Source organism: Musicola keenii (assembly GCF_014855505.1).
GTDB lineage: Bacteria > Pseudomonadota > Gammaproteobacteria > Enterobacterales > Enterobacteriaceae > Musicola > Musicola paradisiaca.
In genome coordinates this window covers 74,754-89,297 of the sequence record NZ_JAAWVW010000009.1, presented here as the reverse complement: position 1 = coordinate 89,297, position 14,544 = coordinate 74,754, and the positions used below count along the sequence as shown (strand labels likewise).

Annotated in this window: 13 protein-coding genes; 6 read left to right on the top strand and 7 right to left on the bottom strand. The window is 58.9% G+C overall.

Features of this window, described 5'->3' with window-relative positions; translation table 11 throughout:
• Positions 1–165: 165 nt before the first annotated feature.
• Complete coding sequence (locus tag HEP82_RS11655) at positions 166–1,014, top strand: GNAT family N-acetyltransferase (RefSeq protein ID WP_192458236.1); 849 nt, start codon at positions 166–168, stop codon at positions 1,012–1,014.
• Between the two features lie 4 nt (positions 1,015–1,018).
• On the opposite strand, the gene HEP82_RS11650 is transcribed toward HEP82_RS11655, so the two are convergent.
• Together HEP82_RS11650 and HEP82_RS11645 are read right to left on the bottom strand one after the other, a co-directional pair.
• Positions 1,019–2,308, bottom strand: a complete 1,290-nt coding sequence (locus HEP82_RS11650) for a GGDEF domain-containing protein (RefSeq protein WP_225622441.1) — start codon at positions 2,306–2,308, stop codon at positions 1,019–1,021.
• Positions 2,309–2,762: 454 nt separating this feature from the next.
• Complete coding sequence (locus HEP82_RS11645) at positions 2,763–3,482, bottom strand: DUF2076 domain-containing protein (RefSeq protein ID WP_192458234.1); 720 nt, start codon at positions 3,480–3,482, stop codon at positions 2,763–2,765.
• 450 nt (positions 3,483–3,932) lie between these two features.
• Here HEP82_RS11645 and HEP82_RS11640 point away from each other — a divergent pair, with 450 nt between their 5' ends.
• Genes HEP82_RS11640 through HEP82_RS11625 form a run of 4 tightly spaced genes read left to right on the top strand, consistent with a single transcriptional unit; the run spans position 3,933 to position 7,270 of the window.
• Positions 3,933–4,964, top strand: a complete 1,032-nt coding sequence (locus HEP82_RS11640) for an isopenicillin N synthase family dioxygenase (RefSeq protein WP_192458233.1) — start codon at positions 3,933–3,935, stop codon at positions 4,962–4,964.
• A 49-nt stretch (positions 4,965–5,013) separates the two neighbouring features.
• On the top strand, positions 5,014–5,823 hold the full coding sequence (locus tag HEP82_RS11635; RefSeq protein WP_192458232.1) for a MetQ/NlpA family ABC transporter substrate-binding protein: 810 nt from the start codon (positions 5,014–5,016) through the stop codon (positions 5,821–5,823).
• On the top strand, positions 5,823–6,614 hold the full coding sequence (locus HEP82_RS11630) for a methionine ABC transporter ATP-binding protein (RefSeq protein ID WP_192458231.1): 792 nt from the start codon (positions 5,823–5,825) through the stop codon (positions 6,612–6,614). Before HEP82_RS11635 ends, HEP82_RS11630 begins: the two co-directional genes overlap by 1 nt.
• Positions 6,611–7,270 carry a methionine ABC transporter permease gene (locus tag HEP82_RS11625; RefSeq protein ID WP_192458292.1) on the top strand — a complete coding sequence of 220 codons (660 nt, stop codon included), beginning with the start codon at positions 6,611–6,613 and terminating at the stop codon, positions 7,268–7,270. Before HEP82_RS11630 ends, HEP82_RS11625 begins: the two co-directional genes overlap by 4 nt.
• 114 nt (positions 7,271–7,384) lie before the next feature.
• Here the strand turns inward: HEP82_RS11625 and HEP82_RS19985 are convergent, their stop codons facing one another.
• From HEP82_RS19985 to HEP82_RS11605, 4 genes are all read right to left on the bottom strand, one after another.
• On the bottom strand, positions 7,385–7,606 hold the full coding sequence (locus tag HEP82_RS19985; protein WP_225622439.1) for a hypothetical protein: 222 nt from the start codon (positions 7,604–7,606) through the stop codon (positions 7,385–7,387).
• Between the two features lie 296 nt (positions 7,607–7,902).
• On the bottom strand, positions 7,903–9,699 hold the full coding sequence (locus HEP82_RS11615; RefSeq protein WP_192458230.1) for an aryl-sulfate sulfotransferase: 1,797 nt from the start codon (positions 9,697–9,699) through the stop codon (positions 7,903–7,905).
• Positions 9,700–9,777: 78 nt separating this feature from the next.
• The gene (locus tag HEP82_RS11610; protein ID WP_192458229.1) at positions 9,778–10,566 is read right to left on the bottom strand and encodes an ABC transporter ATP-binding protein; all 789 of its coding nucleotides are present in this window, start codon (positions 10,564–10,566) and stop codon (positions 9,778–9,780) included.
• Complete coding sequence (locus HEP82_RS11605; RefSeq protein WP_192458228.1) at positions 10,563–12,140, bottom strand: ABC transporter permease; 1,578 nt, start codon at positions 12,138–12,140, stop codon at positions 10,563–10,565. The genes HEP82_RS11610 and HEP82_RS11605 overlap by 4 nt, the downstream gene beginning before the upstream one ends.
• 288 nt (positions 12,141–12,428) lie before the next feature.
• Between HEP82_RS11605 and HEP82_RS11600 the strand changes: the two genes are divergently transcribed.
• Positions 12,429–13,463, top strand: a complete 1,035-nt coding sequence (locus tag HEP82_RS11600) for an ABC transporter substrate-binding protein (protein WP_225622446.1) — start codon at positions 12,429–12,431, stop codon at positions 13,461–13,463.
• Positions 13,464–13,482: 19 nt separating this feature from the next.
• Here the strand turns inward: HEP82_RS11600 and HEP82_RS11595 are convergent, their stop codons facing one another.
• Positions 13,483–14,406: a LysR family transcriptional regulator gene (locus HEP82_RS11595; protein ID WP_192458226.1), complete on the bottom strand. Its 924-nt coding sequence runs from the start codon at positions 14,404–14,406 to the stop codon at positions 13,483–13,485.
• Between the last annotated feature and the right edge of the window lie 138 nt (positions 14,407–14,544).

Sequence of the window (14,544 nt, the reverse complement as noted above, 5' to 3'; positions counted from 1 at the left end):
CCTTGATTGTCGGGGAGTCGCTGGGTTTCGCCATCGGAATGGGTTGAGAGAGTATGAATACGAATCGACATAATGTTGCCGGATATCACCCCGGTCACATTTCATCGCGTACAATGCTTTGTCCGGGCGGGCCCCGGCCATCGATAACCGTTTAACGAGAGCTGCATGATGACGACATTACGCACTATCACCCTGGCGGATGCCCAAAGCGGCTTGGCGCTCACCCGACAGATGGGGTGGCCGCACCGCCTTGAGGACTGGCAGCAAGCGCTGCAACTCGGCGACGGGGTGATTGCGGAACAGGATGGACGAGCTGTGGGCACCGCGCTGCGCTGGCGCTGGGGGGCGGAGCGGGCCACCGTCGGTCTGGTGCTGGTGGATACTGGCTGGCAAGGGCGCGGGGTAGGACGCCGACTGATGGATAGCGTGTTGTCTGGGTTGGAAGGATGTCACGTTCGGTTACATGCGACGCCGGCGGGGCAGAAACTCTATGCTCGGTTAGGTTTCACCGCCGTTGGGGAAATCCGCCAGTACCAGTGCCTGTGCTTGCCGCCGGTGCGGACGGCTGTCACCGCGACGGATTGGTGTTTGCGTCAGGCGGTGGACGCGGACGCCGCCGTGCTGAGTGAGTTGGATCGGCAGGCGCACGGCCTGTGGCGCCCGGCGCTGATTCACGAATTGCTGCGGCAGGCTTTGCGGTTGACCGTGCTGGAGCGACAGGGCCGTGTCGCCGGTTTTGTCGCCTTGCGCCGTTTCGGGCGCGGCTATGCGATCGGGCCGGTGATCGCGGGCGACGGCACTGATGCCCGCATGCTGATCGCAACGTTACTGGCTGGGTTGCACGGCGAGTTCGTTCGTATCGACAGCGATGCGACGCTCGGCCTGGATGAGTGGTTGTTCGAGCGGGGGCTGCGTCAGGTCGACGCGCCGGTAATGATGATCCGCGGGGTGCCGTGGCAACCTGTTGCAGGCGGCATGCGCTGCTACGGACTGATGACGCAGGCGATGGGATAAGCGCTTATTGCACCGTCTGATTACGGCCCTGCCGCTTGGCGGCGTAAAGGTTCTTGTCCGCCTGGATGCATAGCCGGTGTACGGTATTCAGCAGATCGCCGTTTGGCGACGACGCATGAGCAAGACCAATGCTGATGGCGACAGGAACGGAGTTTTGATTAAACGTAAAAGTGGCTTCGTAAATACGTCGACGCAATTTATCAGCCAGACAATAAAAAGCATCCGGGGAATAATCGAAGCATACGACAGCAAACTCTTCGCCGCCGGTTCGACTGACCAGACCCTGTTCATTAATGGTGTCTTTGATAACCGCCGCCACCTGTTTGAGTACCTCATCACCGCAGGCATGACCAAAACTGTCATTAATATGTTTGAAATGATCAATATCAATTAACATGATATTTACGGAAGCGTTACGATATCTTTCTTCTTTCCCGTAATTCATCAGGGCTTCATTAAACCCGTAGCGAGATAGGGTATTAGTCAGAAAATCATAGCTGGCTTGTAATAATAATCGCTTATTCAACAAGCGTATGGTTTTGGCATTCATCGCCATGAACAGCGGGCTGAAAATAATGGCTGCAATACTAATTCGGGTAATAACCACCTGATTGGTGAACTCATCATGCAGGCTGCTGTAAATAGCATATACATGTTCGGCAGAAACGATCAGCTCCAGGGTGCCGGTACACAAGGTGATCAGCCGGGTAAGCCACAGCGGATAGACGATAGCGCACCAGGTCAGCGCCGGAAGCGGGAACGCCAGAATGGCCAATGGGCCGATCATCGCCCCGACGCTCAGCGAAGCGGCCAGAAACAATATGGGTAAAATATCATTAAAATTCAATGCTGGAATCCGCAAACGAATGTTGCTGCGCACCGTCAGCAACAGCGGAAGAAACAGCACAGAGGTATAGAATTGATCGCTGAACCAGTTGAGAAAGTTCTCCCGCCACTGATCCTGTGAAAACACCGACAGCGATTGCGCCAGTGAGCCCACCACCGCGCAGCAAAACGCGGCCAGCATGCAGGCGATGAAGGTGTAAAGCGACGAGGCGATATCCTGCTCGTGCCGGGGATATACTGCAGACCGGGTTAACAGTTGGGTCAGCGTGAAAATAAAAATAATATTAGCGGAGTTAATGGTAAATGCACTGACCCCCCAGCCGTAAAAAAAAGTATCCTGAATAATCATCGCTACATAAACGATGAAATAATATCCGATGGTATTTAAATAGCGGCAACGATAGAACAGAGCGGCAATAATAATATTCACCGGCCAGAATACGGACATATCTATCGCTGACAATCGGGCATGCGCACCAATAATGCAACCCACAAGCGTCAATATGAAAAGATTAACGCTATTAAAAAAAATCTTGCCATTCTTGAATAGGGATAGATTCAGAAACATGCCGTAATATCCGGTAATCGAAATCCACAGAGTTGAATATGAGCACTAATATTACACAGTCAGGCCGGGCAGAACATTTATTTGTTGTATAGCGAGGAAATAAATTGGGTTCGCCTACCGGAGATATTGAGCAGTTTATATTCGCCATACTGCACGTTGCAGGTGGCGTGTTTTTATGGCTTGCCCCTCGCTGGGCCTCGGCCCTTCGGGTGTGTCGCCCGCTGTTTTTACGTCGGCTTCCGGCGGATTCGTCGCCCACCCGAATCACTGACCGAGCCAGTGATTCGGGTGCCTTCCTGCAACGTGAATTATTTAAGGGATATCGCGACGAGGATTACAGGTAGGAATCGTCGTCATTGTCGCTGCCGAATGCATCAAAACCGCTGTCCTGCGAGTCGTAACCGGCGTTGAGAAAATCGCTGCCGTTGTCCGAACCGAAGGCGTCGAGCCTTTCCATGCCGGTGTTCTGTAAACCGTCGCTGAGGTTTTGCGGTGTTTCCTCAATAATGTTGACGATTTCCTGCGGTTTGGAACTGTGGAACATGCTGGTCAGCATATCCGCCAGTACCACGCCGCCGGCAACGCCTGCCGCAGTTTGCAACGCGCCGCCCAGGAAACCGCCGGCCCGGCTCGGTGCCGGTTGGGCGTATCCCGGTTGAGCGCCATATCCTGGCTGCGCGCCGTATCCCGGTACGGGTTGGTTGCCCCAGCCGTTGTTGACCGGTTGCTGATACTGCTGCGGGGCCGGTGCGGCGGTACGACCGCCGCCGAACAGCCCGGCAAGAAAACCGCCGCTGCTTTGTTGCGGGCGGGTGGCTTCCTGCCTTAGCCGATTGACTTCGTTTTCCAGCTCTCTGACCCGCTGATCTAACTGCTTCAGTGCCGCTTCCTGAATAATCATCGCCTGCGCCATGTAATAAGGTGCGGCGGGCTGTTGGCGGATGTGGTCGCTAATTTGCTGTTCTGCCTTGAGATCCCGCGGCCCCGTTTTGGTCTCGGCGTCTTTCAGGCGGCTAAACAGACCATCAATAAGGCGTTGTTCTTCAGATTGCATAGGATTACCTCAAGAGGATTGGAATAAACATACCGTGCGGGGGCGTCGGGCGGGGTGCCCACCACGCGACCCGCTCTGGGTATTTTAGGGGGCTGTTGTGCGCCCTTCGACGCCATCCTACTGGGTTCTGATGTCACGATAAATAGCTGTCAAGTAAACCTATCTGCAAATTTGTTACCCATTATGGCAACACCTGCGCAACTTTTTATCTTAGTTATACCGGTATTGATATTTCACCTGCCTGACAAAATGGTGGTTAATACAATCAGAGGGTGAGGCGTCGGAACGATCGCTGCTTGCCGGTTGCGCAGGGTGAATGTCGACGTTTTTTCCTGAGCGTTTTCCCATTCTGTTGATGATAAGGAATCACCATGTCCCGTTTTCGTTGTTGTGGCCGCTCCATGTTGACCGTTTCTTCTGTTATCGACAATGCACCTGGAGCCAGCCGCCATGAGTCACGCTATTTCTCTGCCCATCCTCGATTTTTCTCTGCTTAATGGTCGCGCGGAACAGCGCGCCGCCTTTCTTCATGACCTGAGTTATGCCGCCCGCGAAGTGGGTTTTTTCTACCTGATTAATCACGGTGTCGACCCTGCGTTACAACAGCGTGTCCAGCAGATATCCAGGGCGTTTTTCGCGCTGCCGGAGGCCGACAAGCTGCGGGTGTCGATGCTTAATTCTCCGCACTTTCGCGGCTATACCCGTTCGGGAAGCGAATTAACGCGCGGCGAGCCGGACTGGCGCGAACAGTTTGATATCGGCGCCGAGCGCCCGCCGCTGCGATTGTTATCCGGCGATCCCGCCTGGCGTCGTCTGCAGGGCCCGAACCAGTGGCCTGCCACGTTACCGGCGTTGAAACCGGCGTTGCTGGAATGGCAACAAACCATGACGTGGACGTCGCTGCGCCTGCTGCGGGCATTCGCCGAACTGCTCGGTTTGCCGATCACGGCATTCGACGATTTGTACGGTAATAAGCCGAATGAACACATCAAACTTATCCGCTACCCAGGGCGACCGACGCAGGAAAGCCATCAAGGCGTCGGCGCGCACAAGGACTCCGGTTTCCTGACCTTGCTGTTGCAGGATAGCCAAGGTGGATTGCAGGTGGAGGTCGAGCCCGAACGCTGGGTGGACGCCGTTCCGCTGGCAGGGGCGTTCGTGGTGAATATCGGTGAACTGCTGGAGCTGGCGAGTAACGGTTATCTGCGCGCCACGGTGCATCGGGTGGTCTCGCCGTCGGCCGGGTATGAACGCCTGTCGGTGGCGTTTTTTCTCGGCGCCCGGCTGGATGCCGAAGTCCCGGTGTTTCCGCTGCCCGCCGAATTGGCGAGGTTGGCCCACGGCCCGGCGAGCGATCCGCTCAATCCGCTGCTGCGGGAGGTGGGCTGGAATTACCTGAAAGGGCGGTTACGTTCCCATCCCGAAGTGGCCCGTCGCTATTACGGCGATGTGCTGGCGCAGCAGCGGTCGCAGGCAGCCTGATGCCCAGTCATAAAAACCACCATGTACACACACGATAAGGAATAACAACATGAAGACCCGTTTCACTCTTTCGTTGACCGCTGTGATGTTGTCCGCTGGGCTGGCCCTTTCCGCCCAGGCTGCGGAAACCTTGCGTGTCGCCGCCGACCCGGTGCCGCACGCGGAAATTCTGGCTCAGGTGCAAAAGCAGGATCCGGCGCTGAAACTGAAAGTGGTCGAGCTCAGCGGTAACGTCAATGCCAACGAACTGCTGGCCCATGGCGATGTCGACGCCAACTATTTCCAGCATGTGCCTTATCTGCGCGATCAGGAAAAGGCGCTGGGCCGGAAGTTCGTGGTAGCGGCCACTGTGCATATTGAACCGCTGGGTATTTACTCAAGAAAGATTAAATCGTTGAAGGATGTAAAAGACAACGCCACCGTGGCGGTGCCGAATAATGTGACCAACCTGAGCCGAGCGCTTTACCTGTTGCAGGAACAGGGATTGATCACACTAAAAGCCGGCTATAACGACCCCTCGAAAGCTCAGGCCACGCCGAAGGATATTGCAGAAAACCCGCGGCATCTGAAGATCAAGGAAATTGAGGCGCCGCAACTGCCGCGTTCGCTGGATGATGTGGATCTAGCGATTATCAACGGTAACTACGCGCTGGAAGCCGGTTTGGTGCCATCGAAGGATGCGCTGGGGTTGGAGAGCGCCACCCATAATCCGTACGCCAACATCCTGGTGACAACGCCGGAATTGCAAAACGATCCGCGTATCAAGCAGTTGGCCAAAGATTTGGAATCTAAGGCGACGGCCGATTTCATCCGTAACAAGTACCAAGGATCGGTGATCCCGGTGGCAGGACAGAAATAATGATCGTCATCGAGCGGTTGGGTAAACGGTACGACTCCAGCGTTGCTCCGGCGCTGGAAGACGTATCGCTAACCATTCCCCAAGGCGCAGTCTACGGCATTCTTGGGCGCAGCGGCGCAGGCAAGAGCACGCTGATTCGTTGTCTTAACCTGCTGGAGCGGCCTTCATCGGGCCGCATTCTGATGGACGGGGTGGATATCACCACGCTGTCGCCACCGGCGCTGCGCCGGCACCGACAGCGTACCGGTATGATCTTTCAACATTTCAACCTGCTGCATGCCCGCAACGTGCAGGACAATGTGGCTGTGCCGTTGGAGATAGCCGGTGTCGGCAGAACGGCGCGTCGCGAGCGTGTGGCGCAGTTGCTGGCCCTGGTCGGGTTGACCGACCGGGCGCACGCCTACCCGTCGCAGCTATCCGGCGGGCAACAGCAACGGGTGGGGATCGCCCGTGCGCTGGCCGCCGGGCCACAATATCTGTTGTGCGATGAAGCCACCAGCGCGCTGGATCCGGAAACGACAGCGTCGGTTCTGGCGTTGCTGGCGGATATCAACCGACAATTGGGGCTGACGATCGTATTGATTACCCACGAACTGGAGGTGGTGAAAGCCATTTGTGACCATGCCGCACTGCTGGAGCAGGGAAAGGTGGTGGAAAGCGGTGCGCTGCGCACGCTACTGGCGGATGAAGGATCGCGGCTGCGGCAGGCGCTGTTGCCGGACTATGCGGCGGAGCGCGCCTTTTTGCTGCGTCATGGCGTTGAAGGGGGTGGGCTATGCCGGGTCGCATAAGCGGGGAAGACACCTTTCCGCTCATCGTGGATGCCACGCTGGAGACGCTCTACATGGTGGGGCTGGCGGCGTTGTTCACCGTATTGTTGGGGTTGCCGACGGGCGTGGTGCTGTTCATCAGCCGTCGCGCCGGCGTGCTGCCGATGCCGGCGGTGAATGCGGTGTTGGGCGGCATCATCAATGTGGGGCGTTCGTTGCCGTTCGTGGTGCTGCTGATAGCCCTGATCCCCTTTACCCGCTGGGTGGTGGGAACCACGCTCGGCAGTACGGCGGCGGTGGTGCCGATCACCATCGGCGCGTTCCCGTTTTTCGCCCGTATCGTGGAAAACGCGCTGGACGATGTGGATCGCGGTCGGATTGAGGCGGTGTTGTCGATGGGCGGCACTGTCTGGCACATCATCGGCAAAGCGCTGCTGCCGGAAGCCTTGCCGGCCATTGTGGCAGGTATCACTTTGACGATAGTCATGCTGATCGGCTTTTCGTCGATGGCGGGGGTCATCGGCGGTGGTGGGCTGGGTGATCTGGCTATCCGTTATGGATATCAGCGTTTTAATCACCAGATCATGGCCGGCACGGTGATCGTACTGGTATTACTGGTGCAATTGGTGCAATCGCTGGGGGAATGGGGGGTGCGCTCGCTGGCCTACCGGCGCTGAAGCCGATCGGGCAACACAGGGAAAGTAGGGTACTGAGGTTTCCCGGCGAGCGTTCCACCCGCTTAAACGTGTGGTCGGGCGCGTCGCTCTGCCCGGCGGCAATGTGGTTCATGGTTAATACTGGCTGAGCGCCAATACGGCGGCGCCGAAGGCGGCGCTGTGTTGCGTCGGCAACACCGAGATATGGATCGGCGGTAGCGTCAGCGGGGCATCGTCATCCGGCGGCGGCGTCAGGGTAGCGACGATGGCCTGCGCCATCGGTTGCAGATTGATTTGCGGCGGGCCACGTCTCCCTTGTGCTCGGTCACTCTCTTCCAACAATCCACGGTTCAGCATATCCCGCGTCATCATGCTGACGGTGTCGATGGCGACCCTGCCGTATTACAACAACCGTCATGACATCACCTCCTATCACACCGCCATCAGCCATGCCCAGCAGGACATGCCGCAGTACACCGACAACTGAGCGCTGAGGTGCGCCGCTGTTGGGTGGATACCGATAATCAGGGCTCCGATCACCATCCTCTGTGGGTAGAATTGACGTAGGCGGTAGTGGACAGAGAACGGCAGCGATGACCGGCCGGGGATCCTTCCCCGCGTTCAGCGACTTTGCCCGACCTCTTTTCTCCGCTTTATCTTTCGGCCTGCGTCGCCAGCCAGCGCCGCAGTTGCGCGGCGGACTGCGCGCCGGTCAGCCGTGCCTGTTCCTGCCCGTTGTTGAGCCACAACAGCGTCGGCAGCGACTTGACGCCCAACAGCGCCGTCAGCGCGACATGACTGTCGGCATCCAGATAATGCCCGCTCAAGGTGCTGAATGCCGGATCGTCGATCACCTGTTCCAACTGGCGGTACAGCCCTTTGCAGTGCACGCAACGTTCAGCGCCCACTAGCAGCAACCGGCTGCCCGGCAGCGCGGGTAAACCGTTGTCAGCCGAGACCGCCAGCGGAGCGAAACGTTCCCGGTCGACGGCGAACAGTTTCGGGTTGCGTTTGAGCGACTCGTTGTCGGTGGCGACGCACAGCGCATCGCCGCCGCGTTTGAACGGCCGGACGCCGTCGACCTTCACTACGCTGGCAAAACCGGGCTGGCCCGCGCCAGGCTGGCGAAAGCGCGTATTGTCCGGTGCCTGAATGGCGGTTTCCTGCGGGCGCGGCAATTGCGGCACCCAGTCGTAGGGAACCCGGTAGGCGCGGTAGAGCATATTGGTGTTGACGGTTTTTCCCCAGTACGGCGAGATAAATTCCCACACGATTTCATGGTCCGGCGTCACTTCAAAAATCCGCCCGTTGGCGCCTTCATTGATTAACGTATTGCCGTTCGGCAGGCGCTGGATATTACTGATATAGGGGCTGTAGAAACGGAATGCATCGGTGGGATGCGGAATACCGGCTTCGTAGGGCGAGTAGCGCCAGACCACATCCAGTGTGACCGGGTTGATTTCCAGTATGCGGGAGTAGTCGCGCCAGGCGTTCTTGACGCCGTCCGCCGAGGCGGGATTGGGCGCGCCGTAGCCCGCCCAGCCACCGTTGTCGAACACCAGAATATTGCCGGCGCCCGGCAGGCCGGCCGGGATCATATGGGCATGATGCTGGCCGATGATCCAGCCCAGATGCTTCAGTTCCGGTGTCCGGTAGTCCGGGCCGATCTTCCAGACGATATTGCCGGTCTGCTTATCGATGATGGCGATGATGTTGGATTCGCGGGCGTCCCAGATGATGTTGTCCGGATGGAAGCGGGTATCCCCTTGATCGAACCAGGGGTTCGGGCCGAGCGCAGACATGGAATTGATATGCATCCAGTCGCCCATACCGCCGCCGCTGTTGCGCATATTCGGGTTGTGATACAACGCGGTTTTGGCGTCGTCGTCAAAGCCCAGCTCGTCGAAATGGTCGCTGCAGCGCCACTCCCAGAGCAGGTTGCCCTGCCAGTCCACCTCGATGATGGTGTCGTCCAGCAGCAGTTTGTCGCTGATTTTCGGATTGTGAAGATTCTTGTGCGCCAGGATCAAGGTGTTGCCGCCGAGCGCCTGTGGTTCCAGGCCAGGCGCATAGTAACCGACCGGGTTGCCGCTGCGTTGGTAGTCGTGATGGGCGCGGGCCATCCATTCCGGCGGCAGTTCCGGGTCGCTGATGTATTCATAGCGGTTGAATTGCCAAACTTTGTTGCCATCCCAGTCCAACTGGATCAGGTCCACCATATCCTGCATGCCGTAACGGGAATCGCGCTGGCCGCTATGGCCGAGGATATAACCGCCCGGCAGAATTTTATTGGGAAAACCGTGCAGCCCCTCCCACAGGCGCAGTTCGTTGCCGTTCATATCGATCAGCGCCGCGCCGGTTTCCAGCGCCTGAAAAACCGTATAGCCGCCCCAGGCTTTGTCTGGGTTATAGAGAGTGGTTCCGGTGGGATAAACGGAAGGATGTCCCATGTGTCGCTCCATTCAGAAAGTATTGTCGATGCAATGCCGTGCGGCGCGAACGCGGTGGTTTCGGCCGCGCCGGCGGCATCAGATAGCGGACGCGGATTGCGTTTCCTGCTGTGTCAGCAGCGCCAGCAGTTCGCTGCACTGTTGATGAAAAACCTGGCTGTCGCGCCGGCGCGGGTGCGGTAGATCGACGGCGGCGATATGACGCAGCCGTCCAGGTCGCGGCGCCAGCACCAGAATGCGGTCGGCCAGATAGACGGCTTCTTCCACGTCATGAGTCACCAACAAGGTGGTGGTGCCTTCCTGCTGGTGGATGCGCCGCAGTTCCTGTTGCATTTGCTGTCGGGTCAGCGCGTCGAGGGCGCCGAATGGTTCGTCCAGCATCAGGATGCGCGGGTTGGCCACCAGCCCGCGGGCGATCGCCACCCGTTGGGCCATACCGCCGGAGAGTTGGGCGGGCAGGGCGTCGGCGAAGGCTTCCAGTCCAACCAGTTTCAGAAAACGCTCCACCCGGGCGTCAAGTTCGCTGCGGCGTAGTCTTTCGCTGGCTAATCCCAGGGCGATGTTGTGTCGTACCGTTAGCCAGGGAAACAGCCGTGGTTCCTGAAAGACCATGCCCCGATCGCCGCCGATGCCGCGTACCGGCATGCCGTCCACCAGAATGCGGCCTTGAAACTGGTTGTCGAGCCCCGCCAGCAGGCGCAGCAGGGTGGATTTGCCGCAGCCGCTGCTACCGACAATCGCCACCAACTCGCCGCCGTAGATGCTGAGCGACAGATCGTCGATCACGGTCAGCGGCTCGCCGCCGACGCTGAACTGTTTTTTTAGGTGGTTGAATTCCACCACCGGGCAGGATGAGATCGCCGTCATTGTGAGCCTCCTGTGTGACGCCAGCGAGTCATGTGCGTTTCCAGCCGTTGCCCGGCATGGTCGATAAGCACGCCGATTAGGCCGATCAATAGCATGCCGCTGAGAATGATGGGCATATCCATCAGTTGTTGAGCATTGATCATCAGGCTGCCGATACCGGCGCCGGACGACATGAAGTATTCGGCGCCGACGGTGCCGAGCCAGGCGTGAATCATCGACAGACGCAGACCCGTGAACATGGAGGGCGCCGCACCGGGCAGAATCAAGACGCGCAGCCGAGTCGACAGCGGCAGACGCAGCACCTGCGCCACCTCCTGCAATGCCGACGAACGCTGACGTACGCCGCGGTGGCTGGCGACCAGCATTGGGAAAAAAGCGGCGAGGGCGACGAACGTGACCTTGCCGCCTTCATCGTTACCGGCCCAGGCGGTGATGAGCGGCAACCAGGCAAACAGCGCTACCTGGCGCAACAACGACAGGCTGGGCGCGAACAGGGCTTCCGCCCGTGTGCTCAGACCCAGCGCGATACCCGCTAGCCATCCCATTGACACGCCGATGACACCACCGGTCAGCGCCCGGAACAGGCTGTGCAGCATGGCGTCCGGCAGCGCGCCGTCCAGCGCACCGCGCCACAGCGCTTGGGCCACCAGAGCGGGCGCGGGCAATAGCGTGGCGTCAACCCAATTGCGAGTGCCGGACAAGTGCCACAGCGCCAGCAGCAGCAAGGGCAGTATCATCCCGGCGGCCGGACGGCCTGGCGTGTAAGGCAGTCGGCCGACCGGCGCATGCGGCCAGCGGATCAGACGGTGATCGAGCCGGTTGATTCCCCATTCCATCAGCAACCCGGCGGTGCCGATCGCCGCGATGCAGACGAACACGATATCCAGTTGGAACAGCTGTCGTCCCCACACCATCAGATAGCCGATGCCTTGCGACGATGCCAGCAACTCCACCACAATCAGCGAAACCCAGGCTTGCGACAGCGCCAGCCGTAAGCCGGTGAACCAAACCGGCAGCGCCGCGGGCAGCGTCAACCGTAATAACCGAATCGGCGGCGGCAGGCGCAGCACCGCCGCCGCTTCGCGCAGCGTCGTCGGGACGTCGCGCACGCCGCGCTGGCTGTGTAGCGTCACCGGTACGATCACCGCTTTGATCAGTACCGCCAGTTTCAGCCCGTCATCAATACCGAACAACACCATGAAAAAAGGGATCCAACCCAGCGTCGGGATTTGCGCCAGCGTATACACCGTCGGGTAAAGAAGCTGTTCGGCGCACCGCGATGCGCCCATCAGTGCACCGAGTAGCGTACCGGCCAGTACGCCCGCCAGCAGGCCGCCGCCAAGCCGTTGCAGGCTGATCAGCAGATGTGACGGCAGGTCGCCCTGCAGCAGGGAAACGGCGGTAGCGATCACCTGCTGTGGCGCAGGCAGGATCTGCGGCGGCATCCAGCCGCGCAGGCTGGCGAGGCTCCATAACAGCAACAGGATCAGCGGCAGTACCAGCGGCATCAGCGATCGCGCCGGAAGATGAAACCCGATCGGCGGAGGCATTTTCAGGGGAATGGCTTTATTCATTTTTATTCGCAAAACGAAATTGAGAGCATGAATAAGGCATAAGAAAGCGGATTTTGGCGTGATACGCCAATGCAATAAACCGATAGGTCGCGTGCAGCAAATGCATATGGTCTGCAATGCCGCCCTGGGTCTGGTTTATGTTTTTTTTTGCTTAATAAACAGATAATTGTTATTTATCTCCCGCCAGCAACCTTCGCTAGTTTCTGCCCATAAACAACATGATAAAACGCGGAGAAATTTATGCAGCGGATAGGATATGGTCGGGGATGGCGCGGCGTGCTGGCGGCAATGACATGGGCGCTCGCCGTTTGGGGCGCTCCGGCGCAGGCGGAGGAGGCGAAGCCGACGGAGATTCGTATCGGTCTGCCGGATCAGAGCGCCGGCAGCAAACCCTTCATTGGCGGGCCGCTGGGGCTGGCGTATATCCGACACAGCCTGGAACAGACGTTTGAACCGCAGGGCATCAAGGTTAAGTGGTCATTTTTCAAAGGCGCGGGGCCGGCGGTGAACGAAGCGTTGGCCAATCGCCAGTTGGATGTGGTGTATCTGGGAGACTTGGCGGCGATCATCGGCCGCTCCGGCGGGTTGCCGACCCGGTTGCTACTGGGCTCGCGTGGTTCCAGCGCCTACCTGGCGGCGACGCCGGAATCCGGCATTCAGCGCCTCGACGACCTGCGCGGCAAACGTGTGGCGGTATACAAAGGCACCGCAGACCAATTGTCGTTCGAGCGCGCGCTGAAGAGCACCGGGTTGAACGAACGCGACATCAAGGTGATCAATTTGGACTGGAGCGCGGGCCGGGCGGCGCTGTCAGCTCGTAAAGTGGATGCGGTGTGGGGAGGGGTTTCGCTGCTGACGTTGCGTACGCAGGGGATTCGCATAGTGACCTCCAGCCAGGCGCTGGGGTGGGCCAATACCACGCAGGCGGCGGTACTGGCGTCGCAGGAGTTTATTCAGCGTTATCCGCAGACAACGCAGCAACTGGTGGATGTGCTGGTGCGCGAGGCGCAGTGGAGCGGCGACCCGGCGCACCTCGGCGAATATATTGCATTGATGACCGAGCAGAGCCAGATCCCGGCGGCGCTGTTTGAAGAGCAATTTACGCCGCAAACCCTGAGCCTGAAAACCTCGCCGCGCATTGATCCTTTTCTGCGTGACAACTTGCGTGACAGTGTTCAACGCGCCAAAGACGCCGGTCTTATCCGCAGCGATTTCTCCGTGGATGAATGGATTGAGCCGCGTTTTGTGGATAATGCGCTGAAAACTTTGGCGTTGGCCTCAGCCTGGCCGACATATGACGTCGACGGCAATGCTAAACCCTGACCTGACTCCCGTCCCGCGGCTATACGGGACGGGTTCGTAGCCGGTCCTGTTCCAGAATGGTTTCTGCCATCAGTTGAGCCAACGGCGGCATCGGTTTCTGACGGTTGGAGATGATGCCGAAACGAGTCTGCATCTGTTCCCACTCCGGCGGCTGTTCCGCAAGAGGGATCTCCACCAGTTGATGGCTATGCCGCCCCAGCAAGAAGCCTTCCTCGCTACAGAAGCTGATGGCCTGGGTGTGGCGTAGGATGCTGAACACCGAATAAATGTGGTCACACTGGATGTGCGGCCGGTAGTCCGGCTGATTGGTGAGTGCGGCCAGCACCCGGCGCATGCCCACCGGCAGATACGGGGATGCCAGCGGGTAGCGGCACAGATCCTGCGGCGCGATATGTTGCTGCCGGGTCAGCGGATGGTCTTGGTGACAGATGAAAAAGCAGCGACGCGGGCCGAGTGGCTGCACCCGCAACTGCGGCTCCAGCTCCGCCTGCCAGGTATCGGCGATGAAAAACGGCCATTCGTCCGCCAGCAGCCGCTGGTGCAGCGAATGCCAGTTATCGACGCAGTAGGTGACTCGTACCTGCGGACGTAGCAGATGGAATGCGGCCACCGCGCGCGGGATTAGCGCCATCGACGGCGCCGGGCCGCAGCCGAACGCCAGTTCACCCGCGCCATCGTCGCCCAACTGGTGCATATCGTTGATCAATTCCCAGGAAAGCGCCTGCATACGCTGGGCGAAAGGCAGCAGCTTTTTTCCCTGCCAGGTTAGCGTGAACTGTCTATTTTGCCGATCCACCAGCGGATGGCCGATAGTGTGCTCCAACGCCTGAATACTGCGACTGAAGGCCGATTGGGACAGGCAGACGGCGTCCGCGGCCTGAACAAAACTGCGGTGTTCCACCAATGCCAGAAAATTGCGCAACTGCCTCAAATCTAAATGCATAAGCCCCCCCTAGAATCAGTGCTACAGGTGTAGGGGAAGCCGGTGCAGGAATGCAATGAACGAATACTTATAAGTTATACCCCAGGCGGTATTCCGCCATGATGCACGACGGCCATTGACGATCGCTACACGGTGAGG